Origin of the sequence: Caballeronia sp. INML1 (assembly GCF_023631085.1) — a bacterium.
Classification (GTDB): domain Bacteria; phylum Pseudomonadota; class Gammaproteobacteria; order Burkholderiales; family Burkholderiaceae; genus Caballeronia; species Caballeronia turbans.
Map to the genome: position 1 here is coordinate 119,654 of NZ_JALQDT010000019.1, position 26,359 is coordinate 146,012.

Here is a 26,359-nt window from a genome sequence, read left to right on the forward strand (position 1 = left end):
CGAAGGACGTGGCACAATATGCGCACAGGGCCGTCGCATCGTTGCTCGAATCGCTGGGACAACGCTGGGACAATCGGCCTGCCAAAACCCGGTCAGAGAACCACACTCTACCCGCTGTGGCCTGCACCGCAAGGCTCCCGCAACAGCACGCCCGATTCGTGCCACGTCTTGAAACGCCGGTGGCACGTCTGATACGACGGATACTTGCGTGGCAGCGTGGACCACGACGCGCCGCTGTACATCACCCAGAGCACACCGTTGAGCACGGCGCGGGTGTTGGCGAGCGGCCGGCCCCGCAGTTCCAGACGGGGGCGCAGTTCGGGAAGCAGCGGTGCGACCATCTGCCATTCTTCGTCGGACATGTCGCGGTAGGGCTTCACGGTAATTTCTCCAATTTGCTGACTCATAACCGGCATCGACGATACCGAGTACCCGAAAGCCGGCAAATCGGAGTGATCCGAATCTTGAAATAGCCACCAAAGCCTTATGCCGATTGGCCTATCGCAGATTTTTGATACTCGTATTAGGTAAGCGAAATATCCGCGACGCGCCGTGGCGCCTCGAGATACTCCTTCGACTGCATCTCGATGATGCGCGACACCGTGCGCGCGAATTCGTTGGCCATGGGCCCTTCCACGTACAGCTCTTCCGCGGGCACGGCTGCCGACATCAGCAGCTTCACCTTGTGGTCATAGAACACATCGATGAGCCACGTGAAGCGACGCGCCTCGGACGCCATGCGTGGCGTCATCTGCGGTACGTCCGACAAGATCACCGCATGAAACCGGTTCGACAGTTCCAGATAGTCGTTCTGCGAGCGCGGCCCGCCGCAGAGCGTCGCGAAGTCGAACCACACGACGCCGTCGGCACGGCGCAGCGCCTTGATCTCGCGCTTTTCGATGTGCAGGATCGGGCTTTCGTCGGGGACGGCCGCGAGCTTTGCGTAGTCCGCGCGCAACGCCTCGCTCGCCGCCGCCCCGAGCGGCGTGTGATACGCCTTCACCTGCGACAGCGTGCGCTTGCGGTAGTCGGTGCCGGCGTCGACGTTGAGCACGTCGAGATGTTCCTTGATGAGCTCGATCGCAGGCAGAAGACGATCGCGATGCAGCCCTTCCGGATACAGCGTGTCCGGCTGGTAATTGGACGTCATCACGAACTGCACGCCGTTCTTGAAGAGGCGGTCGAGCAGGCGATAGAGAATCATCGCGTCGGCGATATCCGAGACATGGAATTCGTCGAAGCAGATCAATCTGAAACGCTTGGCGATGCGTTTCGCGAGTTCGTCGAGCGGATCGGCCTGCCCTTTCAGCTCTTCCAGCTCGCGATGCACCTCGCGCATGAACTCGTGAAAATGCAGGCGCGTTTTGCGCTGCACGGGCACGACGGCATAGAAGCTGTCCATCAAAAAGCTCTTGCCGCGCCCGACGCCGCCCCACAGGTAGACACCGCGCGGCAGGTCCGGACGCACGAGAAACTTCTTGAGCGCGTTGGAGCGGCGGCCCTTGTAGGCGACCCACTCCTCGTAGCAGCGCTGCAGGCGCGCGACCGCCGCGAGCTGCGCCTCATCCGATTGATAACCCCGCGTGCGCAGTTCGCTTTCGTAGTATTCGGTGACGTTCATCTTCTGCCGTATGAAGTGACGAAGGCGAGCGGTTTCATCCGCTCGCCTTCGTGTGCGATGCCTTACTGCCCGAAGCCGAGCTTCTTACATGTTCAGCGCGCGCTTGTCGACGGCCAGCGCCGCTTCGCGCATCACTTCCGACAGCGACGGATGCGGATGGCAAATACGGCCGATGTCTTCCGACGCCGCCTTGAACTCCATCGCGACGACCGCTTCCGCGATCAGATCCGACGCGTCGGCGGCGATCACGTGCACGCCGAGGATTTCGTCGGTCTTCGCGTCCGCGATCATCTTGACGAAGCCTTCAGCCTTGCCGATGCCCAATGCGCGGCCGTTGGCCATCATCGGGAACTGGCCGGTCTTGTACTCGCGGCCTTCGGCCTTGAGCTGCTGTTCGGTCTTGCCGACCCACGCGATTTCCGGTTCCGTGTAGATGACCCACGGAACGCAGTTGTAGTCGATGTGCGGCTTCTGACCATCGATGATCTCCGCCACCGCCACGCCCTCGTCTTCCGCCTTGTGAGCGAGCATCGGGCCGCGCACGACGTCGCCGATTGCGTACACGTTCGGCACGCTCGTCGCGCAATGATCGTCGACGTCGATGAAACCGCGCTCGTTGGCCTTCAGGCCGATCGCTTCCAGACCGAGGTTATCGGTGTTCGGCACGCGGCCGATCGACACGATCAGGCGGTCCGCTTCCAGCGTTTGCGCGTTGCCCGCGTTATCCGTGTAAGCGATCGACACGCCGTTGCCCGTCGTCTTCACATCGCCGATTTTCACGCCGAGGTGAACGTCGAGGCCCTGCTTCTTGAACTGCTTCGCAGCTTCCTTGGCGAGGGCTTCGTCGGCGGCGCCGAGAAATTGCGGCAGCGCTTCGAGCACGGTCACGTCCGCACCCAGACGACGCCACACCGAGCCGAGTTCCAGACCGATCACGCCCGCGCCGATCACGGCGAGCTTCTTCGGCACCGAGTCGAACGAGAGCGCGCCTTCGTTGTCGGCGATCAACGTGTTGTCCACCGGAATGTTCGGCAGATGACGTGCCTTCGAGCCCGTCGCGATGATGACGTTCTTCGCCGTAACGACTTCCGTCTCGCCTTCGCCCGAGACTTCGATCTGCACGCCGGCGTTGTTCTTGCCCGTGAACTTGCCGTGCCCCTTGAGCCACGTGATCTTGTTCTTGCGGAACAGGAACTCGATGCCCTTCGTCATCTTCTCGACGATGCCGTCCTTGCGGGCGAGCATCTTCGACACATCGAGCTTCACATCCGACACGCTGATGCCGTGATCGGCCAGATGCTTCGACGCATTCTCGAATTCTTCCGACGACGCGAGCAGCGCCTTCGACGGAATGCAGCCCACGTTCAGGCACGTTCCGCCGAGCTTCAGCGCGCCGGCCGGATTCTTCCACTTCTCGATACACGCAACCGTCTTGCCGAGCTGCGCTGCGCGAATCGCCGCGATATAGCCACCAGGGCCCGCGCCGATCACGACGACATCAAATTCTTTGGACATGACTTTCCTTGGTCTATCTCCGCTCATGCGGAGCAGCCTCATGCGATGCGCGCGAGCCTATCGCGCGCATCGAAGGCACTGAGTTCTTACAGGTCCAACAGCAGACGGGCCGGATCTTCCAGCGCGTCCTTCATCGCGACGAGCGACAGCACGGCTTCGCGGCCGTCGATGATGCGATGGTCGTACGACAGCGCGAGGTAGTTCATCGGGCGGATCACGATCTGGCCGTTCTCCACGACCGCGCGTTCCTTCGTGGCATGCACGCCGAGAATCGCGGACTGCGGCGGGTTGATGATCGGCGTCGACAGCATGGAGCCGAACACGCCGCCGTTCGAGATGGAGAACGTGCCGCCGGTCATTTCTTCGATCGACAGCTTGCCGTCCTTCGCTTTCTGGCCGAATTCGGCGATCTTCTTCTCGATGTCGGCGAGGCTCATTTGATCGGCATTACGCAGGATCGGCACCACCAGACCGCGCGGCGAACCGACCGCGATACCGATGTCGAAGTAGCCGTGATACACGATGTCGTTACCGTCGATCGAAGCGTTCACGAGCGGGAACTTCTTCAGCGCGTGCACGGCGGCCTTCACGAAGAACGACATGAAGCCGAGCTTCACGCCGTGTTCCTTCTCGAAGCGATCCTTGTACTTGTTGCGCAGATCCATGACGGGCGCCATGTTGACTTCGTTGAACGTCGTCAGGATGGCGTTGGTTTGCTGCGATTCGAGCAGACGCTCGGCGATACGCGCGCGCAGACGCGACATCGGCACGCGCTGTTCCGGACGGTCCTTGAGCCATTGATCCGCCGATGCCGGCGCCGAAACTTGCGGCAGCGAGGGCTTGGCGGCGCGCGCGGGCGCGGCGGCCGGAGCCGGCGCGGCAGCCTTGGCGGCAGGTGCGGACGCCGAAGCGGCGAGCGCGTCGCCCTTCGTGATGCGGCCGTCACGACCCGAGCCGGAAACCTGATCCGCCGACACGCCCTTCTCGGCCAGAATCTTCGTCGCCGCGGGCGATGCTGCACCACCGGTCGAACCCGCCGATGCCTGCGCGACTGCGGGAGCTGCCGTCGCGGCGGCCGCTTCAGCTACGGGCGCGGGTTTCACTTCGGAGTCGCCGGCAGCGGCGACGGCTTCGCCCGCTTTCGCTTCGGTGTCGATCTTCGCGATGATTTCGTCGGCGGCGACGATATCGCCGTCGTGCTTGATCACTTGCGCGAGCACGCCAGCGGACGGCGCGGGCACTTCGAGCACGACCTTGTCGGTTTCGATTTCGATGAGGATTTCGTCCTGGGCGACAGCTTCGCCCGGCTTCTTCTTCCATTGCAGCATGGTCGCTTCCGAGACCGACTCGGAAAGCTGGGGAACCTTGACTTCTACGATAGCCATTTCTGTATTGTCCTAATGCGTGTCTGTGTGTTCGAGCGTCGGGACCGGGCTGCGGCGCGCGCGCCCGGTCTCTCAAGCGTTGATTACTTCGCGATGACCTGCGCGCCCTTCAGGCGGCCGAACGCGCCTTCCACGAGCGCCTTCTGCTGCTCGTAGTGCTTCGCGTAGTAGCCGACCGCCGGCGAAGCCGAAGCCGGACGGCCGCTGTAGGCCAGCTTCATGCCTTCGCGCATGCCTTCGCGCAGATGGTGCTCGACGTAGAACCAGGCGCCCTGGTTCTGCGGCTCGTCCTGCACCCAGACCACTTCGGTCGCGCTCTCATACTTCTTGAGTTCCGCGTCGAACTGCTTGTGCGCGAACGGATACAGCTGCTCGATACGCACGATGGCGACATCGTTGCTCTTCGCTTCGCGGCGATGCGCGATGAGGTCGTAGTACACGCGGCCCGAGCACACGATCACACGCTTGACCTTCTTCGCCTCGATCCCTTCTTCCACTTCGCCGATGACCGGCTGGAACGAGCCCTTCGACAGTTCCGCCAGATCCGACACGGCTTCCTTGTGGCGCAGCAGCGACTTCGGCGTGAAGATGATGAGCGGCTTGCGGAACAGGCGGATCATCTGACGGCGCAGCAGATGGAAGACCTGCGCCGGCGTCGTCGGCTGGACCACTTGCATGTTGTGATCCGCGCAAAGTTGCAGGAAGCGCTCGATACGCGCCGACGAGTGCTCCGGACCCTGGCCTTCGTAGCCGTGCGGCAGCATCATCGTGAGACCGGAGACGCGGCCCCACTTCACTTCGCCCGACGAGATGAACTGGTCGATCACGACTTGCGCGCCGTTCACGAAGTCGCCGAACTGCGCTTCCCACGCGACGAACGTGTTCGGCTCGGCCGTCGAATAGCCGTACTCGAAACCGAGCACCGCTTCTTCGGACAGCACGGAATCGATCACCGTGAACTTGGCCTGGCCTTCCGCGATGTTCTGCAGCGGAATGTACGTGCCGTCGTTCCAGCGCTCGCGGTTCTGATCGTGCAGCACGGCGTGACGGTGCGTGAACGTGCCGCGGCCCGAGTCCTGGCCCGTCAGACGCACGGCGTAGCCCGATGCGACCAGCGACGCGAACGCGAGATGCTCGCCCATGCCCCAGTCGAGCTTGGCTTCGCCGAGACCCATCGCGCGGCGGTCGTTGATCACGCGCTCGACGAGCGGGTGAACCTTGAAGTTCTCTGGAATCGTCGTGATGCGCTCGGCGAGACGCTTCAGTTCGGCGAGCGGCACGGCGGTGTCGGCCGCGTCCGTCCACTTGCGGTTCAGGAACGGCACCCAGTCGACCGCGTACTTGCTCTTGTAGTTCGAGAGCACAGGATCGATCGTGTGATGGCCTTCGTCCATCGCCTGACGATATTCCTTGACGTACTTGTCCGCGTCGTCGGCCGTGATCACGCCTTGCTGCACGAGCTTTTCCGCGTAGACGGCGCGCGTGCCCGGATGCTTCGCGATGGTCTTGTACATCAGCGGCTGCGTGACCGCGGGGGTGTCCTGCTCGTTGTGGCCGAGCTTGCGGAAGCAGATGATGTCGACGACCACGTCCTTGTGGAACTTCATGCGGAAGTCGATGGCGAGCTGCGTGGCGAGTACGACGGCTTCGGGATCGTCGCCGTTCACGTGCAGCACCGGCGCTTCGATCATCTTGACGACGTCCGAGCAGTACAGCGTCGAGCGCGCATCGCGCGGGTCCGACGTGGTGAAGCCGATCTGGTTATTGATGACGATGTGCAGCGTGCCGTGCGTGCCGTAGCCGCGCGTCTGCGCGAGATTCAGCGTTTCCATCACGACGCCCTGGCCCGCGAAGGCCGCGTCGCCGTGCACTTGCACCGGCAGCACTTGCAGACCTTCTTCGTCGCCGCGGCGGTCCATACGCGCCTTGGCCGAACCTTCGACCACCGGATTCACGATTTCCAGGTGCGACGGATTGAACGCCAGCGACAGGTGAACCGGGCCGCCTTCGGTCGACACGTCCGACGAGAAGCCCTTGTGGTACTTGACGTCGCCGGCCGGCAGGTCATCGACGTGCTTGCCTTCGAATTCGGCGAAGAGGTCCGCCGGCATCTTGCCGAGCGTATTGACCAGCACGTTCAGACGCCCACGGTGCGCCATGCCGATGACGATTTCCTGCACGCCGCTCTTGCCGGCGTGGCGCACGACTTCGTCCATCGACGCGATGAAGCTCTCGCCGCCTTCCAGCGAGAAGCGCTTCTGACCGACGTACTTGGTGTGAAGGAAACGCTCGAGGCCTTCGGCCGCCGTCAGGCGATTCAGGATGTGCTTCTTCTTTTCATTGGAGAAGTTCGGCGTCGAGCGGATCGACTCGAGCTTCTCCTTCCACCAGCGCTTTTGTTCCGGATCGCTGATGTACATGAATTCGGCGCCGATCGTGCCGCAGTACGTATCGCGCAGCGCCTTCACGATGTCACGCAGCGATGCCTGCTCGAAACCGAAGTACAGGTTGTTCGCGTTGAACACCTGATCCATGTCGGCTTCGGTGAAGTCGTAGAAACCGGGTTCGAGTTCGGGGATGGCCGGACGCTCGCGGCGCTTGAGCGGATCGAGGTTGGCCCATTGCGTGCCGAGGAAGCGATACGCCCCGATCAGCGATTGAACGTAGACTTGCTTGCGCGCGGTGGTGAGGTCGCCAGTGCTTTCACGCGGCAGAAAGGCGTTCGCCTTCGCGCGCTGGGCAAAAGACTCGACGATCGGGCCGTGGGCCACGTCGTTGTGAGCCGTGCCGTCCGAAGCGGGCACGTTCTGCAACGCGTCGAAGTAGGCTCGCCAGGTCTCGGGCACTGACGCGGGATTATCGAGATATTGCTCGTACAACTCTTCGACGTACGGAGCATTACCGCCGAACAGATAGGAGTTCGACTGGAATTGCTTCATCATTTTACGCTCACCTTTCTTCGAGTTTCTCGAGGAAGTGCGGGTTACGAAACCTTCCGCGCCACGGCCTGACCGTTTAGCGGATTGCGCGAATCAAGTCTGCTTGGAAGGACCTAAAAAGCGACAGCTAATCTAAGAAGCATAGCACAGAACCAATCGTCATATGACCGATCGCCGCATGCGCTCGACCTCGTCATCCTTTATGCAACAAGCATGTGCGGGCTTTCACGAGATAAGCAAGGGACTCTTGCACGCCGTCGAAAAAGGAAAAGCCGCCCGAAGGCGGCTTTTGCCCTGTCAATGCGAACCGACGCCTGAAGCTTACTCGGCGTTCGCCTCGCGGCTCGCGCGGCGGCGCTCGTGCTCCTTCAGATGACGCTTGCGCAGGCGGATCGATTGCGGCGTGACTTCAACGAGTTCGTCGTCGTCGATGAACTCGACCGCGTACTCCAGCGACAGCTGAATCGGCGGCACGAGGCGCACGGCTTCGTCGGTGCCCGACGCGCGCACGTTGGTCAACTGCTTGCCCTTGATCGGGTTCACGACGAGGTCGTTGTCACGGCTATGAATGCCGATGATCATACCTTCATAGAGCGCATCCCCAGGCGACACGAACATGCGGCCGCGATCCTGCAGCTTCCACAGTGCATACGCCACGGCGGCGCCATCGTCCTGCGAGATCAGCACACCGTTGCGACGCTCGCCGACCGAGCCTTCCTTTACCGGCGCGTACGAATCGAACGTGTGGCTCATCAGACCGGTGCCGCGCGTGAGCGTCAGGAACTCGCTCTGAAAGCCGATCAGACCGCGCGCCGAGATCTTGTACTCGAGACGCGTGCGGCCACGGCCGTCGGAGGTCATATCGAGCATTTCGCCCTTGCGGCGGCCGAGTTCTTCCATCACGCCGCCCTGATGCTGGTCTTCGATATCGACCGTCAGGTTTTCATACGGCTCGCACTTCACGCCATCGATTTCCTGCAGCACGACGCGCGGACGCGACACCGCGAGCTCATAGCCTTCACGGCGCATGTTCTCGACGAGAATCGTCAGATGCAGTTCGCCACGGCCCGACACTTCGAATGTGGTTTCGTCGCCCGTGTCTTTCACACGCAGCGCCACGTTATGGTTCAGTTCCTTGGTGAGACGGTCGCGAATCTGGCGGCTCGTCACGAACTTGCCTTCCTTGCCCGCGAGCGGCGACGAGTTCACGAGGAAGTTCATCGTGAGCGTCGGTTCGTCCACGGTGATCATCGGCAGCGCTTCGGGGTTATCCGGCGAGCAGATCGTCACGCCGATGCCGATTTCCTCGATACCGTTGATCAGCACGATATCGCCGGCCTGCGCTTCTTCGACCTGCACCCGCTCGAGACCGTGGAACGACAGCACCTGATTGATCTTGCGATTGATGATCGCGCCGTCCGGACCCGACCGCACCGCCACCTGCATGCCAGGACGAATGCGACCACGCGCGACACGGCCCACGCCGATACGTCCGACGTACGAGTTGTAGTCGAGCGACGTGATCTGCAGTTGCAGCGGACCGTCAGGATCGGCCGGACGCACCGGCACGTGTTCGAGAATGGCTTCGAAGAGCGGGCGCATCGTGCCTTCGCGCACTTCGGGGTCGAGGCCGGCGTAGCCGTTCAGACCCGACGCATACACCACCGGGAAGTCGAGCTGCTCTTCGGTCGCGCCGAGCTTGTCGAACAGATCGAAGGTCTGGTTGATCACCCAGTCGATACGCGCGCCCGGACGGTCCACCTTGTTGATGACGACGATCGGCTTGAGACCCAGCGCGAGCGCCTTTTTCGTCACGAAGCGCGTTTGCGGCATCGGGCCTTCGACTGCGTCGACGAGCAGCAGCACGGAGTCGACCATCGACAGCACGCGCTCCACTTCACCGCCGAAGTCGGCGTGTCCCGGCGTATCGACGATATTGATGTGCGTGCCTTCGTATTCGACAGCGCAGTTCTTCGCCAGGATCGTGATGCCACGTTCCTTTTCGATGTCGTTCGAGTCCATGACGCGCTCGGCGACCTGCTGGTTTTCCCGGAACGTGCCCGACTGACGGAGCAACTGGTCGACGAGCGTGGTCTTGCCGTGGTCGACGTGGGCAATGATGGCGATATTGCGGAGGGCGCGAGTCATATAGAGATGTCTTGGTTGTGCGCCGTCGGAGCGAGTCTCTTCAGTGAGACTTCATGGCTCGGCAAGCCCCCCTTGAAACCGTCATGCAAGCATGACTACGCGGGCCCGGCGCGGTGAGAACCGTAAATTATAGCACGCATGGATGTCCTTCCCTTGCAATAGGACGCAACCCGTAAGACGGCCAGGCAGAAGCCGCCACCGCCCCCGCGCGGATGGATTGTTAAGCAGATTCAGAAAAGCTTCTTGCAGCGACTAAAATGCCCCCCTATAATCCTGCCTAGTCAACTATTGCAACCGCATAATATTTTCCATGAGCGACGCTCCCAAATCTGCGGCGATCGGCGAATACGTGCTCGCCGAGAGCGTCGGCTACCTGATCAGCCGGGTGCGCTCGACCATGTGGAACATGGTCACGCAACACACGACCTCCGAACTGGGCATCACGAGCACACAGGCGAGCATCCTCTTCATGCTCGCGGTCGGCAAGTGCCTGACGGCCGCGGACATCGCTCGTGAATACGGCATAGACGCGAGCGCCGTGACGCGCCTCATCGACCGGCTGGAAAAACGTGACCTGCTTTCGCGCGTACGCAGCGAGGAAGACCGGCGCGTCGTGCGCCTCGCGCTGACGGACGAAGGCCAGGCAACGGCCGAGAAGATTCCCGCCATCTTTACGCGCGTGCTGGACAACCTCCTCGCGGGCTTCACGCCCGAAGAAGTGGGCTTCCTGAAGAGCATGCTGCGCCGGATTCTGGCCAACTCCTGTGATCCCTCCGTGGCATCGTTGCTCGCCGGAAACGATAAGCCTGGTACGTCATTGCGATGACAAGCAAATTTGTCGTCGGCAGCCTACAAAATGATTGCAACGTCCATCTTTAAGTCTCATCTCAAGAAACGAGATATGAAACAGCTTTCCCTGTCCGCGCTGCGCGGCGAGCGCCGTGTCAATAGCGCCGTGGTCGCCGCAATAGCCGCGCTCGCGCTTGCCGGTTGCGCGAACTACGCAGGCATCTCGAGCGACAAGCAGATTGTCGCGCCTGAAAACTTCGAGGCTACGCAAAGCCTGCCGGGACAAGGCGGCCAATGGCCGGCGCTCGATTGGGCGAAGCAGTTCGGCGATCCGCAGTTGCCGCGACTGATCGACGAGGCGCTCGCGGACAATCCCACCATCGCGCAGGCGCAGTCGCGGATCGCGAAGGCGTCGTCATATATCGAAACGTCACGCTCGGCGCTCTATCCGAAGGTCAACGGATCGTATTCGTGGACGCGCGAATTGTATTCGGCCAACGCCCTCTTCCCGCCACCCTACGGCGGCACCTGGTTCAGCGAGAACAACGTGCTCGCGAGCGCGTCGTGGGAACTCGATCTGTGGGGCAAGAATCGCTCGCGGCTGAACATGGCGGTGTCGCAGGAGAAGGCCGCCGAAGCGGACATGCAGCAGGCGCGTGTGACGCTGGCGGCATCGGTTGCGCGCACGTACAACCAGCTCGCGCTGCTGTACGCGCTGCGTGACGTCGCCCAGCGCGAGATCGCGAACCGGCAGGACGTCGGGCGCATCACGAACGGACGGGTCGCGGCCGGGCTCGACACCAGGGTCGAGAGCCGCACGGCGGAAGGCAACGTCGCGACGAGCCAGACCAATATGACCGAGCTCGACGGACAAATCGAAACCGTCCGCTATCAGCTCGCCGCGCTGCTTGGCAAGGGCCCGGACCGCGGTCTGCAGATCGCCAAGCCCGTGATCGATCCGAACGTCAACATGACGCTGCCGGACAACGTTCCCGCCGACCTCATCGCGCGCCGCCCGGATATCGTCGCCGCGCGCTGGCAGGTAGAAGCCGCGACGCACAACATCAAGGAAGCGAAAGCCGAGTTCTTCCCGGACATCAACCTCGCGGCGGCCTTCGGTTTCGACGCGTTCGGCTGGAGCCGCTTCCTGCAGGCGAGCAGCCGCCAGATCCAGATCGGGCCGGCGGTGCATCTGCCGATCTTCGATGCCGGCGCCCTGCGCGCCCAGTTGAAGGGCCGTTACGCCGACTTCGAGGGCAATGTCGCGAACTACAATCAGACGCTCATCAATGCGATGAACGATGTCGCGACCAACATTTCCGCGATCCGCTCGCTCGACAAACAGATGGCGGATGCGCAGCGCGCGCTCGCGGCGGCGACGAGCGCGTATCAGCTCGCGGTAATCCGCTACAAGGCCGGCCTGTCGCCGCAGTTGCAGGTGCTCAACGCCGACGAAAACCGTCTCGCCAACGAGCAGACCGTAACGAACCTGCGCCTGAAGCGCACCGATCTGCAAATCGCGCTGATCAAATCGCTCGGCGGTGGCTTCGACGCGACGAGCACGAATCTCGCGATCGACGGCAGCGGGCAGAATCAGGCGAACACGCAAGCGGCAAATCAGGCCACGCCATCGAAGTAAGCCGCGCACAAGAACACGCATCAGACCAATACGGAATATTCGGAGTCTTTCATGAGCGACCCTCAACAAACCGCGGCCGCGCCAGCGCCGAAGCAAAACAACGGCAAACGCCGCCGGCTGATGACGCTGATCGTGCTGGTCATCGTCATCGCCGCTGTCGCGTACGGGCTGTATTACTTCCTCGTCGCGCGCTTTCACGAAGCCACCGACGATGCGTACGTCAACGGCAACGTCGTGCAGATCACGCCGCAGGTCGTCGGTACGGTGATCTCGGTGAACGCGGACGACACGCAGACTGTGAAAGTGGGCGACCCGCTCGTCGCGCTCGATCCGGCCGATTCGAAGGTCGCGCTCGACCAGGCCGAAGCGAATCTCGCGCAGACGGTGCGTCAGGTCCGCACGTTCTTCGTCAACAACAACCAGTACGAAGCGCAGATCGCATTGCGCAGATCGGATCTGTCGCGCGCGCAGGACGATCTGAAGCGCCGCATGCAGGTCGCACAGACGGGCGCGGTGTCGCAGGAAGAAATCTCGCACGCACGCGACGCCGTCCGTAGCGCGCAGGCCGCGCTCGACGCCGCCGAGCAGGAACTCGCGTCGAACCGCTCGCTTACGGCAAACACGACGATCGCCGAGCATCCTAATGTGCTTGCGGCCGCCGCCAAGGTCCGCGACTCATACATCAACTTCGCGCGCAACACGCTGCCGGCGCCGGTGACGGGCTACGTCGCGAAGCGTTCGGTGCAGGTCGGCCAGCGCGTCGCGCCGGGCAATCCGCTGATGGCGATCGTGCCGCTCAACGCCGTGTGGGTCGATGCGAACTTCAAGGAAGTCCAACTTAAGCACATGCGCATCGGCCAGCCGGTGGAACTGACTGCCGATCTGTACGGTTCGAGCGTCGTGTATCACGGCAAGGTCATCGGCTTCTCGGCCGGCACGGGCTCGGCGTTCTCGCTGCTGCCCGCGCAGAACGCGACGGGCAACTGGATCAAGGTCGTGCAGCGCCTGCCGGTGCGTATCGAGCTGGATCCGAAGGAACTGGAGCAGCATCCGCTTCGTATCGGCCTCTCGATGAACGTCGACGTAACGATCAAGAACGAGGAAGGCGGCCAGCTCGGCAACGCGCGGAACACGGTGTACCAGACCAACGTGTTCGACAACTACGGCGCGCAGGCCGATCAGGAAATCGCGCGCATCATCCAGCAGAATGCGGGCACGGGTTCGTCGGCGCAGAGCACATCGTCGGCGCGCGGCAAGGCGACGAAGTCCGCATCGGCCGCCAAGCTGATGTAAGCGGACTCGCCCAATGTCTTCGCAAAACGTCGTTCATCCCCCGCTGTCGGGCGGAAAACTCGTCATCGGGACGATTGCCGTATCGCTCGCGGTGTTCATGAACGTGCTCGACACGTCGATCGCGAACGTCTCGATTCCATCGATATCCGGCGACCTCGGCGTGTCATCGGATCAGGGCACGTGGGTCATCACGTCGTTCGCGGTCGCCAATGCGATCTCGGTGCCGCTCACGGGCTGGCTCACGCAGCGCATCGGCCAGGTGCGGCTCTTCCTCGGCTCGATCATCCTGTTCGTGCTCGCGTCGTGGCTCTGCGGCCTTGCGCCGACGCTGCCGTTTCTGCTTGCCGCGCGCGTGCTGCAAGGCGCGGTCGCCGGCCCGATGATCCCGCTGTCGCAGACCCTCCTGCTCGCGAGTTATCCGCGCGAAAAAGCGCCGATGGCGCTCTCGATGTGGTCGATGACCACGCTCATCGCACCTGTCGCGGGCCCGGTGCTCGGCGGCTGGATCTCGGACAACATCTCGTGGCCCTGGATCTTCTACGTGAACATTCCGGTCGGAATCGCCGCGGCGATCGCCACGTTCGCGATCTTCCGGGATCGTGACTCCGCGATCCGCAAGTCGCCGATCGACACCGTCGGGCTCGCGCTGCTGGTAATCTGGGTGGGCTCGCTGCAGGTCATGCTAGACAAGGGCAAGGATCTCGACTGGTTCAATTCGACGACGATCGTCGTGCTCGCGCTGATCGCGGTGATCTCATTCGCCTTCTTCATCGTGTGGGAGCTGACGGCGGAGCATCCGGTCGTGGACCTGTCGCTGTTCGAACTGCGCAATTTCACCGGCGGGACGATCGCGCTGTCGATCGGCTACGGGCTCTATTTCGGCAACCTGGTGCTGCTGCCGCTATGGCTGCAAACCGATATCGGCTACACCGCGACGAACGCCGGCCTCGTGATGGCGCCAGTCGGCCTGTTCGCGATCCTGCTTTCACCGATCACCGGGAAGTTCCTGCCTCGAACCGATCCGCGCTATATCGCGACTGCGGCGTTTCTCGTGTTCGCGTTGTGCTTCTGGATGCGCTCGCGCTATACGACCGGCGTCGATACGTGGGCGCTCACGTTGCCGACGGTGATTCAAGGCATCGGCATGGCGGGCTTCTTCATTCCGCTCGTGTCGATCACGCTGTCGGGCTTGCCTGGGCATCGGATTCCGGCGGCGTCGGGCTTGTCGAACTTCGTGCGGATCATGTGCGGCGGCATCGGCACGTCGATCTTTTCGACGGCGTGGGAGCATCGCTCGATCGTGCATCACGCGCAACTCGTCGAGCAGGCCAACTCGTATAACCCTATCTTCGCAAACTCGATGCAGCAGATGGGCACGCTCGGCTTCTCGAAGGAACAGTCCTACGGCCTGTACAACAGCATGGCGACACAGCAGGCCGCGCAACTCGGCGTGAACGACATGTTTTATATCTCGGCGGGGATTTTCGTCGCGCTGATCGCGCTGATCTGGATCACACGGCCCGAGCGTTCGGGCGGCGGGGATTCGGCAGCGGCGGCGTCGGCGGCGCATTGACCGAATTGTCGCTGCAGAAAGAAAAGAGCCCGATTGATCGATCAATCGGGCTCTTTTTCATTGCGCTGTAACGATCAGCCGTTCGGGCGCAAGCACACCTTCGCCCGCGCGCGCCACGCCGAGCAAGCGACCGCCGCCCTGCGCATAGACGCGCACGCGGCCTTCTTCGAGACGAGTTTCGACGACGTCAGCCAAGCGCAGGCGTTGGCCGTGCAGGAAGCGCTTCGTCGCTTCATCGTTCAACTGGACCGCGGGAAAGGTCGAAAGAAGCGCATCGACGGGCTGAAGCCGTGCATCGCGCTCTGCTTCGTTCATGCCGGTCAGTTCGTCCAGCGTGACCGCGTGCTCCAGAGTCAACGCGCCGACGCCCGTGCGCCGCAGCGCCGTCAGATGCGCGCCGCATCCGAGCGCCTCGCCGATATCTTCCGCCAGCGTGCGCACATACGTGCCTTTGCTGCACGTTACGCGAAACGTCACGAGCGGCAATGCGCATGCGAGCAGCCGCAACGCGTGAATCGTCACCTGGCGACCTTCGCGTTCCACCGTCTGACCCGCACGCGCGTATTCGTAAAGCGGCTTGCCGTCGCGCTTCAGAGCGGAGTACATCGGCGGGACCTGCATGATGTCGCCGAGAAACTTCGCCATCGCTTCGGAAACCGCCGCCTCGTCGCACGTAACCTCACGCGTGTCGATGGCCTCGCCTTCGGCATCGCCGGTCGTCGTGCGAATCCCCAGTCGCATGGTCGCTTCGTATGTTTTGTCGGCATCGAGCAGATCTTGCGAAAACTTCGTCGCTTCGCCGAAGCACAGCGGCAGCAAGCCCGTCGCAAGCGGATCGAGCGTGCCCGTGTGGCCCGCCTTTTTCGCGAGATAAATCCGCTTCGCCTTGATGAGCGCGTCGTTGCTCGACAGCCCGAGCGGCTTGTCCAGCAACAGCACGCCATCCAGCGCGCGGCGCGCAATCTTCGGCCGCGCCTCGTTCTTCGAACCGCTCATCGCTCAGGCGCCTTCCTGACCGTCGTCGGCATCCTTCGCACGCGAAGCGTTCGCTTCGTCGATCAGGCGCGACATTTCGACGGCCTTCTCGATCGTCTGGTCATAGTGGAAATGCAGCGTCGGCACCGTGTGGATATGCAGGCGCTTGAACAGCATATTGTGAAGATGTCCTGCGGCGTGATTCAGACCCTGCTCGGTCTGTTTCGGATCGCCGGTGAGCGTCGTGAAATAGACCTTCGCGTGAGCGTAGTCGGGCGTGAGCTCGACGCTCTGAATCGTCACGAGACCCACGCGCGGGTCTTTGACCTCGCGCATGAGCTCCGAAAGATCGCGCTGAATCTGGTCCGCAATCTGCACGTTGCGGTTCGTGGATGTCCGTCTTTTAGCCATGATGTCGTTTCCGTGTTTCTTTTCGCGCCGCCTGAAGCAAAAAGGGCGGAGCGAGCCGCCAGGCTCACCCCGCCCTTTTCTCGGCGGCTAGCGCATTACAGTGTGCGAGCCACTTCCGTCACTTCGAAGACTTCGAACTGGTCGCCTTCCACGATGTCGCTGAAGTTCTTGATCGACATACCGCACTCGAAGCCCTGACGCACTTCCTTCACGTCGTCCTTGAAGCGCTTGAGCGAATCGAGCTCGCCGGTGTGGATCACGACGTTGTTGCGAATCACGCGCACCGACGAGGAGCGCTTGACGACACCGTCCGTGACCATACAACCTGCGATCAGGCCGACCTTCGGCACGCGGATGACCTGACGCACCTCGACCATGCCCGTCACCGTCTCGCGCTTCTCCGGCGCAAGCATGCCGGACATCGCCGCCTTCACCTCATCCACTGCGTCGTAGATGATGTTGTAGTAGCGGATGTCGATGCCGTTCGACTCGGCCAGCTTGCGGGCTTGCGCATCCGCACGCGTGTTGAAGCCGATGATGACCGCCTTCGACGCCGTCGCCAGGTTGACGTCCGATTCGCTGATGGCGCCGACCGCGCTGTGCACGATCTGCACGCGCACTTCGTTGGTCGACAGCTTCTGCAGCGACTGAACCAGCGCTTCCTGCGAGCCTTGCACGTCTGCCTTGACGATGAGCGGCAAGTTCTGCACTTCGCCTTCGCCCATCTGTTCCAGCATGTTCTCGAGCTTGGCGGCCTGCTGCTTCGCCAGCTTGACGTCGCGGAACTTGCCTTGACGGAACAGCGCGATTTCGCGCGCCTTGCGTTCGTCCGGCAGCACGATGACTTCCTCGCCCGCCGCCGGCACTTCCGAAAGACCCTGGATTTCCACCGGGATCGACGGACCGGCCGATTTCGTCGGCTTGCCGGTTTCGTCAAGCATAGCGCGCACACGGCCGTAGGCGCTGCCCGCGAGAACCACATCGCCGCGATTCAGCGTGCCCGACTGCACCAGAATGGTCGCGACCGGACCCTTGCCCTTGTCGAGCTTGGCTTCGATGACGAGACCCTTCGCAGCGGCCTCGACCGGCGCGGTCAGCTCCAGCACTTCGGCTTGCAGCGACACGTTTTCCAGCAGGTCGTCGATGCCGCGGCCAGTCTTCGCCGACACTTCGATGAACGGCGAATCGCCGCCGTACTCTTCCGGCACCACGCCTTCCGCGACGAGCTCTTGCTTCACGCGGTCCGGGTTGGCTTCCGGCTTGTCGATCTTGTTGATCGCGACGACGATCGGCACGCCGCCCGCCTTCGCGTGGGCGATCGCTTCCTTCGTCTGCGGCATCACGCCGTCATCCGCCGCGACCACCAGAATGACGATGTCGGTCGCTTTCGCGCCGCGCGCACGCATTGCCGTAAAGGCTTCGTGACCCGGCGTGTCGAGGAAGGTGATGACGCCGCGCGGCGTTTCGACGTGATATGCGCCGATATGCTGCGTGATGCCGCCCGCTTCGCCCGCCGCCACTTTCGCGCGACGGATGTAGTCCAGCAGCGAGGTCTTGCCGTGGTCTACGTGGCCCATGACGGTGACGACCGGCGGACGCGGCAGCTTTTCTGCCGTGTCTTCCGTGGCTTCGCCTTCGACGAGCAGCGCTTCCGGATCGTCCAGCTTCGCCGCAACCGCGCGATGGCCCAGTTCCTCGACGACGATCATCGCCGTTTCCTGATCCAGCACCTGGTTGATCGTGACCATCTGGCCGAGCTTCATCATCACCTTGATGACTTCCGAAGCCTTCACCGACATCTTGTGCGCGAGGTCGGCCACGGAGACGGTTTCCGGCACATGCACTTCACGGATGATCGGCTCGGTCGGCGCCTGGAAAGACGTCGACTGGTCCTGATGCTTGCCGCGACCCTTCGGACCGCCGCGCCAGCCGCGATCAACGCCGCCGCTCGAATCGCCGCGTGTCTTCATGCCGCGGCGCTTCGAGGCGTCGTCTTGCTGCCAGCCGCCCTTGCCGGCCTTCTTCTTGTCGCCAGCGCCTGCCGGAGCCGTCGACGCGGGAGTCGTCGCACCGCCTGCAGCCGGCTTCTTCGCCGCCGGACGTGCCGCCTGCGCGCCTTCCGGCTTCGCGGGCTTGTGCAGCGTGCCCTTTGCTTCGGCGGCCTTCGCCGCTTCCACCGGCTTCGGTGCGGGCGCGGGTTCCGGCGCCTTCACCTGCGCCTTGCGCGGGGTGTTCATCATTTCGCGGATCGCGCGCGCTTCGGCTTCCGCCGCTGCACGGCGCTTCGCGATGGCTTCCTGCTCCAGACGCGTCTTTTCAGCCTTGGCTTTCGCGTCTTCTTCCGCCTTCTTCGCGGCTTCACGCTGAGCAGCACGCTCGCTCGCAGCCTTCTCTTCCGCTGCCTTTTCCGCGGCTTCGCGTCGAGCGGTGTCGTCCTGCTTCGGTTCCGGCTTCGCTTCGACTGCCGGTTGCGTGCGCGTTTCCTGACGCGCGGACTGCACCGAACGCGAGATTTCCGCGGCCTGAGCCGCGGCCGCCGCACGGCGCGCCGCTTCCGCTTCTTGCTTCTTGCGCTCGGCTTCCGCCGCTTCCTCGCGGGCGCGGCGCTCGGCCTCTTCGCGTTCGAGCTTCGCCTGTTGCTCCTTCAGTTCGCGCTCTTCGCGCTCGAGCTGCTCGGCGGCGTGGCGCGCTTCTTCCTCGCGACGCTGCAGTTCGGCCTCGTCGACTTCCGGCTCTTCGACGTGATTCGGCGCCGCCTCGGCCTGCTCGAGACCGGGTTCGTCACGCTTCACGAAAACACGCTTCTTGCGCACCTCGACCTGAATGGTGCGAGCTTTACCCGTTGCGTCGGATTGCTTGATTTCCGACGTATGCCGGCGGGTCAAAGTGATCTTGCGCTTGTCGGCGTCGGCGGAACCGTGCGACTTGCGCAAATGATCGAGCAGACGCGCCTTGTCCGTTTCGGACAGGTCGTCATTCGCGCTCGCTTTCTGGACGCCAGCCGCCTGCAACTGCTCGAGCAGGACGCCCGCAGGCATTTTGAGTTCCGCGGCAAATTGGGCTACGTTGTTACTCGCCATTCATTCCTCTTGATGCAAGGACAGATCCTTGCGGTTAGATCGGGGTCACGCGGCCAAACAGGCCGCCAAATATCAGTGCGCCATGGTCATTTCTCACTGGAACCAGTGTTCACGTGCTTTCATGATCAACGCCTTAGCGGCATCCTCTTCCATACCGGTCATTTCGACCAGTTCATCGACTGCCAGCTCCGCGAGTTCGTCGCGGGTCTGAATCTGGTGCTCCGCGAGCTTTGCAAGCAGCTCGTTGTCCATGCCATCGAGGCTCTTCAGATCGAGCGCGACGCCTTCCACTTTCTCTTCGTTGGCGATCGCCATCGTGAGCAGCGCGTCGCGTGAGCGGTTGCGCAGTTCGTGCACGGTGTCTTCGTCGAAGGCTTCGATTTCGAGCATTTCGTTGAGCGGCACGTAGGCGATTTCTTCGAGGCTCGTAAAGCCTTCGTCGATCAGGATGTCGGCGACTTCCTCGTCCACATCCAGACGCGCCATGAACAGGTCGCGCAACTTGCCACGCTCTTCGTTCTGTTTCAACGCCGACTCGTCCGGCGTCATGATATTGATTTGCCAGCCGGTGAGTTCGCTCGCGAGTCTCACGTTCTGGCCGGCACGGCCGATGGCGACGGCGAGCTCGTTCTCGTCCACGACGACGTCCATCGAGTGCTTTTCTTCATCGACGACGATCGACTGCACGGCTGCCGGCGCGAGGGCGCCGATAACGAACTGCGCGGGGTCTTCCGACCATAGCACGATGTCGACGTTCTCGCCACCGAGCTCGTTGCGCACGGCCTGTACTCGCGAACCGCGGATGCCGACGCACGTGCCGATCGGGTCGATGCGCTTGTCGTAGGCGATCACCCCGATTTTCGCACGCACACCGGGATCGCGCGCGGCCGCCTTGATCTCCAGCAGCCCCTGTTCGATTTCCGGTACTTCCAGTTCGAAGAGCTTCATCAGAAACTCGGGCGCGGTGCGCGAGAGCTCGATCTGCGGACCGCGCGCGGTGCGGTCCACCTTCGCGATATATGCGCGCACGCGGTCGCCCACGCGCAAATTTTCCTTCGGAATCAGCTGATCACGGCGCAGCAGCGCCTCGACCCGGCCCGACTCGACGATGAAATTGCCCTTGTCCAGGCGCTTCACCGAGCCGGTCATAATTTTTTCCCCGCGCTCGAGGAAGTCGTTCAGGATCTGCTCGCGCTCCGCGTCACGCACCTTCTGCAGAATGACCTGCTTGGCGGCCTGCGCGCCGATGCGGCCGAACTCGATCGACGGAATCGGCTCCTCGATGAAGTCGTCCACCTCCGCGTCGGGCTTCTGCTCCTTCGCTTCGAACAACAGGATTTCCTGATCCGGCTCTTGCAGGCCGGCCTCGTCCGGCACGACGCGCCAGCGGCGGAAGGTTTCATGCTCGCCGCTCTCACGGTCGATGGCGACGCGGATATCCACGTCTTCTTCGAAGAGCTTCTTCGTTGCGGAAGCAAGCGCAGCTTCCAGCGCTGCGTACACGACGTCCTTGTTGACGTTCTTTTCGCGTGCCAGCGCATCCGCCAGCATCAATACTTCGCGACTCATTGTTTGCGGCTCCTAAAATCAACCTTGGGGACGAGACGTGCTTTATCGAGGTCCGCGAGCGTGAAATCGAGCATCGCAGCGCCGTCCTTCCCTTCAAATTCCAATCCGATCTTTTCGCCGTCAGGCGCGTGCAAGATGCCACGGAACGATTTGCGCCCGTCCAGCGGCTTTTTCAACGTGATGGAGACTTCGCTCCCCGCGAAGCGCTCGAAATCCGCCAGTTTCTTGAGCGGGCGGTCGAGCCCCGGCGACGATACTTCGAGCCGGTCGTAATCGATGTTCTCGACTTCGAGCAAGTATTGGAGCTGGCGCGTGACCTTCTCGCAGTCTTCGATGGCGATACCAGCCGGCTGGTCGATATAGACACGCAACATGCCGCCTCCCGAACGTTCGAGATCGACAAGCTCGTAGCCTAAGCCCGAGACCGTGGTTTCTATCAATTCCGTCAGTTGCACAGTAACTCCAAGGTGTTTCGCGCGCTCCACGCCAAAACACCTGCGGGCGAGCGCCTTCATGCGGGCGCGCACCCCTGCTCCCGAGATGCCGAACCGAAAAGCCAAAAAAAAATGGGCGCAACGCCCATCTTCTTCAACAGAGGTCGCACCCGGGCAGCGAAAAAACTACGTGCCCAGCGACTTTGTGATTTTAGCCATTTTTCAGGATAAACGCAAACGTAACGCGCTCTTTCAGCCCTGTTGAGCCCAAGTTCACGTTGATCTGTCTGCGCGATCCCGAAGCGTCAGCCACATGTTTTTCGTCACCGGAAGCAGGCGCGAGTCATCGGACCCGATTCGCGGCGACGTATATGTGCATTCTTTGCGCTTTACCGCGGTCAGCGACCGCGCGAGCGGTTACGCCCGCCCCGGTTGGCGCTGCCGCCGGCCTTGCCCTGCCCCGAACCCTGCTGCGCACCGCCCTGGCGATTTCCGCGCGGCGCATTTGCGCCCGCGGCGCGCTTGCCCGCGCCGCCCATGCCCTGCGTCGCGCCTTGCGGACGAGCGCCGCGCGGACCCTGCCGGCCGCCGTTGCCACGATTGCCGTTCGGCTCGTTGCCGACGCGATTGCCGTTCGCTTCGCGCCCGCCGCGACGGCCCATGCCACCGGCGTTGCCCGTGCCCGCGTTGCCGCCGAATCCGCCCATGCCGCCGAGCCCGAAGCCGCCTGCCATGCCGCCCGGCTGACCTCGTCGCCCGCCGCGTCCCGGCGTCTGCTGCTGCGTCATGCGCGCGTGCGAGCTCAGCGCGGGCTCGCGCGTGATGAATCCCATCGACGTCTGCATCGGATCGGGTTGCACGCGCGGCGCCGCATTGCGCCCGCCCTTCTCGGCTGTCGGCAGCTTCAGGCCGACCGACTCCATCAGGCTGCGCACTTGATTGTCTTCGAGTTCCTCCCACCGGCCGCGCTTCAAACCTCGCGGAAGCGCGATCGGACCGTGACGCGTACGGATCAGGCGGCTCACCATCAGACCCGCCGCCTCGAACATGCGGCGCACTTCGCGATTGCGGCCTTCAGCCAGCGCGACGTGATACCAATGATTCGTGCCTTCGCCGCCGCCGTCCTGAATGCGCAGGAAGTTGGCCGGACCGTCGTCGAGTTCGACGCCCTTCAGCAGCTTCTGCTTCATCGCCTCCGACAACTGGCCGACCACACGCACCGCGTATTCACGCTCGACGCTGTAGCGCGGATGCATGAAGCGGTTCGCCAGATCGCCCGACGTCGTCAGCAGCAGCAGGCCTTCCGTGTTGAAGTCGAGACGGCCGACCGCGAGCCATTTCGCGGTTTTCATCGACGGCAGCTTGTCGAACACGGACGGACGGCCTTCCGGATCCGCGTGACTGACGATCTCGCCCGTCGGCTTGTGATAGAGCAGGATGCGCGGCGGCTTGCTCGCGAGCTTGCGCTTGAGCGGCTTGCCGTTGATGCGCACCTGATCGGACGGCATGATGCGCTGGCCAATATGCGCCGGCTCGCCGTTCACCGACACGCGGCCGGCGATGATCAGCTCTTCCATGTCGCGGCGCGAACCCATGCCCGCATCGGCGAGCACCTTGTGCAGCTTCGGCGCATCGTCGTCCGGTTCCAGCACGCGCTTTTGCTGCGGGGCGTTGCGGCCGCGTCGCAGCATAGGTGCACGCACGCCGCCCGAACCGTTGTCGGCGTCGAAAGCCGGGGAAGTCACGTAGGCGAACACGTCGTCGACCGCGGCAGCGGCTGCGCTCTCGACGGTCGCGGGGCCCGAGTCGTTGCGCTTGCCGCGCTTTTGCTGCGGCGGGTTCTTGCGCCGCCCGCCTTCACGCGGTGCGGGCACGGCGGCCTGCGCGACCGGTTCGTCCGCCGCGTCGACACTGGCCTCACCCGTCGCGGCGCGCACGTTCTTGCGACCGCGCGGGCTGGCCCCTTCGCTCTTGCGCGGCTTTGCGCTTGGGTCCCTGCGCGGGGTGCGGACCGGTGCGGCGACGACGCCATCGGGCGGCGTCTCGTTCACGGCATCCGGCGCGCCTTCGGCGTCCTTGGTCTTCGCGACAGCGCGACGCCGTGCGATCAGGCTGCGCGGCCCGCGGCGCAGTCCGCGACGCGGACGATCTTCGCCCTCGCTGCCTTCATCGGCGCGGTCGGCGCGCGTGCGTTCGCCGGCATCGGCCGACTCGGGTGCGTCCGCGGCATGCGCCGGGCGCGCGGATTCAGGCGAATCGCTGTCGTGGGAGTGTGTCAAAACAACCTCAAATGTCGAAGCGCGCCCGTCGCGGGCGCGTCTAAAAATCCGCTGATCGGTCCGGCTGGTCGTCTCGAAATGATCTTTATGGAGAGCCGGGTTGCGAGATCAGGGGCCTTGCAATTTGCGTCAGGCGCGGCGCGCCTTCGGTTCTTCGGAGTCGTCGTCCAGTTCTGCGTCGTTCGATGGACTCGCGTCTCGTTCCTCTTCACGCGGCAACGACGCGGGTGCGTCGTGCGCGCTGCTCAGCGGCTGCGCGTGAATCCCGGGCGGCAATGCGACGCGCTCATCTCGCGCATCGAAATGTTTCGCTCCGAGTGTTTCCTGCTGTTCTTCTGCCTGTTCTTGCTTCACCGAGACATCGGCTGCGCTCGCATCGCCGCCGGGCACTTCGGTTTCGACGGTTTCAGCCGATTGCATCGCTTCAACGGCGTTGACCGGCGCGAACGCATCGTGTTCCCCGTTATTCATTGCGTCCGGCACGCCGTGCGTCTGGGCGCTGGCCGGCTGCACGTCCCCGGCAATGCTGTCGGGGAATTCGATGGAATGCTGCGCGAGCAGCGATGCCTCGAGTTGCGCCGCCGGATTGTCCAACGCAGGCAGCTCGTCGAGCGCGCTCAGGCCGAGGTCGTCGAGAAACTGCTTGGTCGTCGCGTACAGCGCCGGGCGGCCCGGCACATCGCGATGACCGATCACTTCGATCCAGCCACGGTCTTCCAGCTGCTTGACGACCTGCGTGTTCACCGTCACGCCGCGAATCTCTTCGATATCGCCCCGCGTTACAGGCTGCCGATACGCAATGATTGCCAGCGTTTCGAGTACGGCCCGCGAATACCTGGGCGGCTTTTCCGGGTGCAGCCGGTCGAGATAGCCCCGCATGGCAGGCTTGCTCTGAAAACGCCAGCCCGAGGCAAGCGCTACCAGTTCGACGCCGCGTCCCGACCAGTCGGCCTTGAGCGCTTCGAGCAACGTGCGAACGGTATCCGCCGAAATGTCGTCGGCGAACAGCTTGCGCAATTCATTCAGCCTCAGCGGTTCCTGCGCGCAGATCAAGGCAGTCTCGAGGACGATCTTCGCCTCTTGGGTATTCATGCAGCTTGGGTCAACCCTGTATGGTCAATGATTCAATTCAAAATCGGGCTTGCGCAGGACCGAACGCCACCAAACTGGTGCGAACGATAAAGCTGGACGCGGAGTTTCAAGACGCGCTCGCCCGATTGTAATCGGTCATATTGATTGGGAGCACGCACCGGGGAGAGGCGGTAAAGGGCGATCGGTGAGCGAATCGCCGGGCCATCCCAGCCGGACGAGGTGGCGCTTTCCTAGGCGAAAGCGCGTGACTGAGCGCCATATTACGCAAAAACAACCGGGGCGTAAAGGTGATCGCTTGATCGTCAGCCGAACTCACTCGACGCCGGTCCTGACCGAGCGGCGTGCGCCGGCACGACTCAGGCGACGGCGCGCGCCGCTAGAAAACGCTGCAAACGCTCGACACCCGCGTCGAGCCGCGCCGGATCGCACGCGTAGCACCAGCGCACGAAGCCTTCGCCTTCCGGGCCGAACGCGCTACCCGGCGCGAGCCCGAGGCCGGCTTCGCGCACGAGCGACTTGCACAGATCGAGACTGCTGGACGCGCCCGGCAGCGAGAAGAACAGATACATCGCGCCGTCGGGCGCGCGAACATCGACGCCTTGGATCGTCTTCAGCGCCTTCACCAGATGATCGCGGCTCGCGCGCAAATCGGCGACGAGCGCCTGAGTGAAGCGTTCGCCCTCTTCAACCGCGACGATGCCCGCCTGCTGCACGAACGACGGCGCGCACGAAGTGTTGTATTCCACGAGCTTGCCGAGATCGTCCATCAGTTGCGTCGGCGCGACGAGCCAGCCGAGCCGCCAGCCGGTCATCAGCCAGGCCTTCGAAAACGAATTCACCGCGATCACGCGCTCGTCGCGCGCGGCGAGATCGAGGAAAGAAGGCGCGACGCGCGCGCCATCGCCGTAATACAGACGCTCGTAGACTTCGTCCGCGACGATCCAGATGCCGTGACGGCGGCAATGCTCCAGCACGGTGCGTTGCTGCTCGCGCGTCATCGTCCAGCCGGTCGGGTTGTTCGGCGAGTTGATCATCAGCATGCGGGTGTCCGGCGTGAGCGCCGCGAGCAGGCGGTCGAGATCGAGCGTCCAGCCCCGCGCGCCATAGGTCAGCGAGACCGTGTCGACACTCGCGCCGAGAATTTTCGGAATCTCGACGAGATTCGGCCAGAGCGGCGTCACCGCGACGACGCGATCGCCCGCTCCGACGACGAGCTGCGCCGCGAGCATCAGCGCATTCACGCCGGCGCTCGTGACGGCGATATGCGCCGGCGCCGTCGCGCCGTGCAGCGCGCTCACGTAGCGGCTGAGCGACTCGCGCAGCGGCGCGATGCCGAGATTGTGCGTGTAGAAGGTGGCGCCATCGGTGAGCGCGCGGCTCGCGGCGTCGCGAATAAACTGCGGCGTCACGCGGTCCGATTCGCCGAACCAGAACGGAAGCACGTCGGGTACGCCGAAGCCGGCGTTCGCAACCTCGCGAATCTGCGACGGCCTCAACGCGCGCACCGCGTCGCGGGCATTCGGCGCACCGGACCCGTGCAGGCCGGCCAATTGACTCAGTTCGCTGACCACCGCTCCTTCCGACTCACTCATCGCTCCCCCCGTCGTCTTGTCGTAA

At 63.2% G+C, this 26,359-nt stretch carries 18 protein-coding genes; 4 read left to right on the forward strand and 14 right to left on the reverse strand.

Going from position 1 to position 26,359, the window contains the following annotated elements; translation table 11 throughout:
- Positions 1-107 precede the first annotated feature (107 nt).
- From NCR38_RS07860 to typA, 6 genes are all read right to left on the reverse strand, one after another.
- Positions 108-380: a transposase gene (locus NCR38_RS07860; protein WP_250476748.1), complete on the reverse strand. Its 273-nt coding sequence runs from the start codon at positions 378-380 to the stop codon at positions 108-110.
- A gap of 143 nt (positions 381-523) precedes the next feature.
- Complete coding sequence (gene zapE / locus NCR38_RS07865; RefSeq protein ID WP_061121104.1) at positions 524-1,621, reverse strand: cell division protein ZapE; 1,098 nt, start codon at positions 1,619-1,621, stop codon at positions 524-526.
- 84 nt (positions 1,622-1,705) lie between these two features.
- On the reverse strand, positions 1,706-3,136 hold the full coding sequence (gene lpdA, locus NCR38_RS07870; protein WP_250476749.1) for a dihydrolipoyl dehydrogenase: 1,431 nt from the start codon (positions 3,134-3,136) through the stop codon (positions 1,706-1,708).
- Positions 3,137-3,222: 86 nt separating this feature from the next.
- Positions 3,223-4,521, reverse strand: a complete 1,299-nt coding sequence (gene odhB, locus NCR38_RS07875) for a 2-oxoglutarate dehydrogenase complex dihydrolipoyllysine-residue succinyltransferase (protein WP_061121102.1) — start codon at positions 4,519-4,521, stop codon at positions 3,223-3,225.
- A gap of 83 nt (positions 4,522-4,604) precedes the next feature.
- Positions 4,605-7,463 (reverse strand): 2-oxoglutarate dehydrogenase E1 component, encoded by a 2,859-nt coding sequence (locus tag NCR38_RS07880; protein WP_250476750.1) that lies wholly within the window; start codon positions 7,461-7,463, stop codon positions 4,605-4,607.
- Between the two features lie 318 nt (positions 7,464-7,781).
- On the reverse strand, positions 7,782-9,608 hold the full coding sequence (typA, locus tag NCR38_RS07885) for a translational GTPase TypA (protein WP_061121100.1): 1,827 nt from the start codon (positions 9,606-9,608) through the stop codon (positions 7,782-7,784).
- 310 nt (positions 9,609-9,918) lie between these two features.
- On the opposite strand from typA, the gene NCR38_RS07890 reads away from it, so the two are divergent.
- The 4 genes from NCR38_RS07890 to NCR38_RS07905 all read left to right on the forward strand — a co-directional run bounded on the left by NCR38_RS07890 (position 9,919) and on the right by NCR38_RS07905 (position 14,902).
- Complete coding sequence (locus tag NCR38_RS07890) at positions 9,919-10,434, forward strand: MarR family winged helix-turn-helix transcriptional regulator (RefSeq protein ID WP_250476751.1); 516 nt, start codon at positions 9,919-9,921, stop codon at positions 10,432-10,434.
- Positions 10,435-10,509: 75 nt separating this feature from the next.
- A complete protein-coding gene (locus tag NCR38_RS07895) occupies positions 10,510-12,036 on the forward strand; it encodes an efflux transporter outer membrane subunit (RefSeq protein WP_250476752.1) in 1,527 nt (508 codons plus the stop codon).
- A gap of 51 nt (positions 12,037-12,087) precedes the next feature.
- Positions 12,088-13,329 (forward strand): efflux RND transporter periplasmic adaptor subunit, encoded by a 1,242-nt coding sequence (locus NCR38_RS07900; RefSeq protein ID WP_250476753.1) that lies wholly within the window; start codon positions 12,088-12,090, stop codon positions 13,327-13,329.
- Between the two features lie 13 nt (positions 13,330-13,342).
- Positions 13,343-14,902 (forward strand): DHA2 family efflux MFS transporter permease subunit, encoded by a 1,560-nt coding sequence (locus NCR38_RS07905; protein WP_250476754.1) that lies wholly within the window; start codon positions 13,343-13,345, stop codon positions 14,900-14,902.
- A 57-nt stretch (positions 14,903-14,959) separates the two neighbouring features.
- On the opposite strand, the gene truB is transcribed toward NCR38_RS07905, so the two are convergent.
- The 8 genes from truB to NCR38_RS07945 all read right to left on the reverse strand — a co-directional run bounded on the left by truB (position 14,960) and on the right by NCR38_RS07945 (position 26,334).
- Positions 14,960-15,898: a tRNA pseudouridine(55) synthase TruB gene (truB, locus tag NCR38_RS07910; RefSeq protein ID WP_250476755.1), complete on the reverse strand. Its 939-nt coding sequence runs from the start codon at positions 15,896-15,898 to the stop codon at positions 14,960-14,962.
- 3 nt (positions 15,899-15,901) lie between these two features.
- Positions 15,902-16,288, reverse strand: a complete 387-nt coding sequence (rbfA, locus tag NCR38_RS07915; RefSeq protein WP_061121094.1) for a 30S ribosome-binding factor RbfA — start codon at positions 16,286-16,288, stop codon at positions 15,902-15,904.
- A 95-nt stretch (positions 16,289-16,383) separates the two neighbouring features.
- Positions 16,384-19,368: a translation initiation factor IF-2 gene (infB, locus tag NCR38_RS07920; RefSeq protein ID WP_250476756.1), complete on the reverse strand. Its 2,985-nt coding sequence runs from the start codon at positions 19,366-19,368 to the stop codon at positions 16,384-16,386.
- 93 nt (positions 19,369-19,461) lie between these two features.
- Positions 19,462-20,937, reverse strand: coding sequence for a transcription termination factor NusA (gene nusA / locus NCR38_RS07925; protein WP_061121092.1), 1,476 nt, complete (start codon positions 20,935-20,937; stop codon positions 19,462-19,464).
- The gene (gene rimP, locus NCR38_RS07930) at positions 20,934-21,392 is read right to left on the reverse strand and encodes a ribosome maturation factor RimP (RefSeq protein WP_061121091.1); all 459 of its coding nucleotides are present in this window, start codon (positions 21,390-21,392) and stop codon (positions 20,934-20,936) included. Before rimP ends, nusA begins: the two co-directional genes overlap by 4 nt.
- A 377-nt stretch (positions 21,393-21,769) precedes the next feature.
- Positions 21,770-23,650, reverse strand: coding sequence for a 23S rRNA pseudouridine(2605) synthase RluB (gene rluB / locus NCR38_RS07935; protein ID WP_250476757.1), 1,881 nt, complete (start codon positions 23,648-23,650; stop codon positions 21,770-21,772).
- Between the two features lie 129 nt (positions 23,651-23,779).
- A complete protein-coding gene (gene scpB, locus NCR38_RS07940; protein WP_250476758.1) occupies positions 23,780-24,742 on the reverse strand; it encodes an SMC-Scp complex subunit ScpB in 963 nt (320 codons plus the stop codon).
- 356 nt (positions 24,743-25,098) lie between these two features.
- The gene (locus NCR38_RS07945; RefSeq protein WP_250476759.1) at positions 25,099-26,334 is read right to left on the reverse strand and encodes a pyridoxal phosphate-dependent aminotransferase; all 1,236 of its coding nucleotides are present in this window, start codon (positions 26,332-26,334) and stop codon (positions 25,099-25,101) included.
- Between the last annotated feature and the right edge of the window lie 25 nt (positions 26,335-26,359).

Excerpts from the sequence above, each read along its gene's own strand:
- zapE (WP_061121104.1), bottom strand. The coding sequence starts at position 1,621 with ATGAACGTCACCGAATACTACGAAAGCGAACTGCGCACGCGGGGTTAT.
- lpdA (WP_250476749.1), bottom strand. The coding sequence starts at position 3,136 with ATGTCCAAAGAATTTGATGTCGTCGTGATCGGCGCGGGCCCTGGTGGC.
- odhB (WP_061121102.1), bottom strand. The coding sequence starts at position 4,521 with ATGGCTATCGTAGAAGTCAAGGTTCCCCAGCTTTCCGAGTCGGTCTCG.
- NCR38_RS07880 (WP_250476750.1), bottom strand. The coding sequence starts at position 7,463 with ATGATGAAGCAATTCCAGTCGAACTCCTATCTGTTCGGCGGTAATGCT.
- typA (WP_061121100.1), bottom strand. The coding sequence starts at position 9,608 with ATGACTCGCGCCCTCCGCAATATCGCCATCATTGCCCACGTCGACCAC.
- NCR38_RS07890 (WP_250476751.1), top strand. The coding sequence starts at position 9,919 with ATGAGCGACGCTCCCAAATCTGCGGCGATCGGCGAATACGTGCTCGCC.
- NCR38_RS07895 (WP_250476752.1), top strand. The coding sequence starts at position 10,510 with ATGAAACAGCTTTCCCTGTCCGCGCTGCGCGGCGAGCGCCGTGTCAAT.
- NCR38_RS07900 (WP_250476753.1), top strand. The coding sequence starts at position 12,088 with ATGAGCGACCCTCAACAAACCGCGGCCGCGCCAGCGCCGAAGCAAAAC.
- NCR38_RS07905 (WP_250476754.1), top strand. The coding sequence starts at position 13,343 with ATGTCTTCGCAAAACGTCGTTCATCCCCCGCTGTCGGGCGGAAAACTC.
- truB (WP_250476755.1), bottom strand. The coding sequence starts at position 15,898 with ATGAGCGGTTCGAAGAACGAGGCGCGGCCGAAGATTGCGCGCCGCGCG.
- rbfA (WP_061121094.1), bottom strand. The coding sequence starts at position 16,288 with ATGGCTAAAAGACGGACATCCACGAACCGCAACGTGCAGATTGCGGAC.
- infB (WP_250476756.1), bottom strand. The coding sequence starts at position 19,368 with ATGGCGAGTAACAACGTAGCCCAATTTGCCGCGGAACTCAAAATGCCT.
- nusA (WP_061121092.1), bottom strand. The coding sequence starts at position 20,937 with ATGAGTCGCGAAGTATTGATGCTGGCGGATGCGCTGGCACGCGAAAAG.
- scpB (WP_250476758.1), bottom strand. The coding sequence starts at position 24,742 with ATGAATACCCAAGAGGCGAAGATCGTCCTCGAGACTGCCTTGATCTGC.
- NCR38_RS07945 (WP_250476759.1), bottom strand. The coding sequence starts at position 26,334 with ATGAGTGAGTCGGAAGGAGCGGTGGTCAGCGAACTGAGTCAATTGGCC.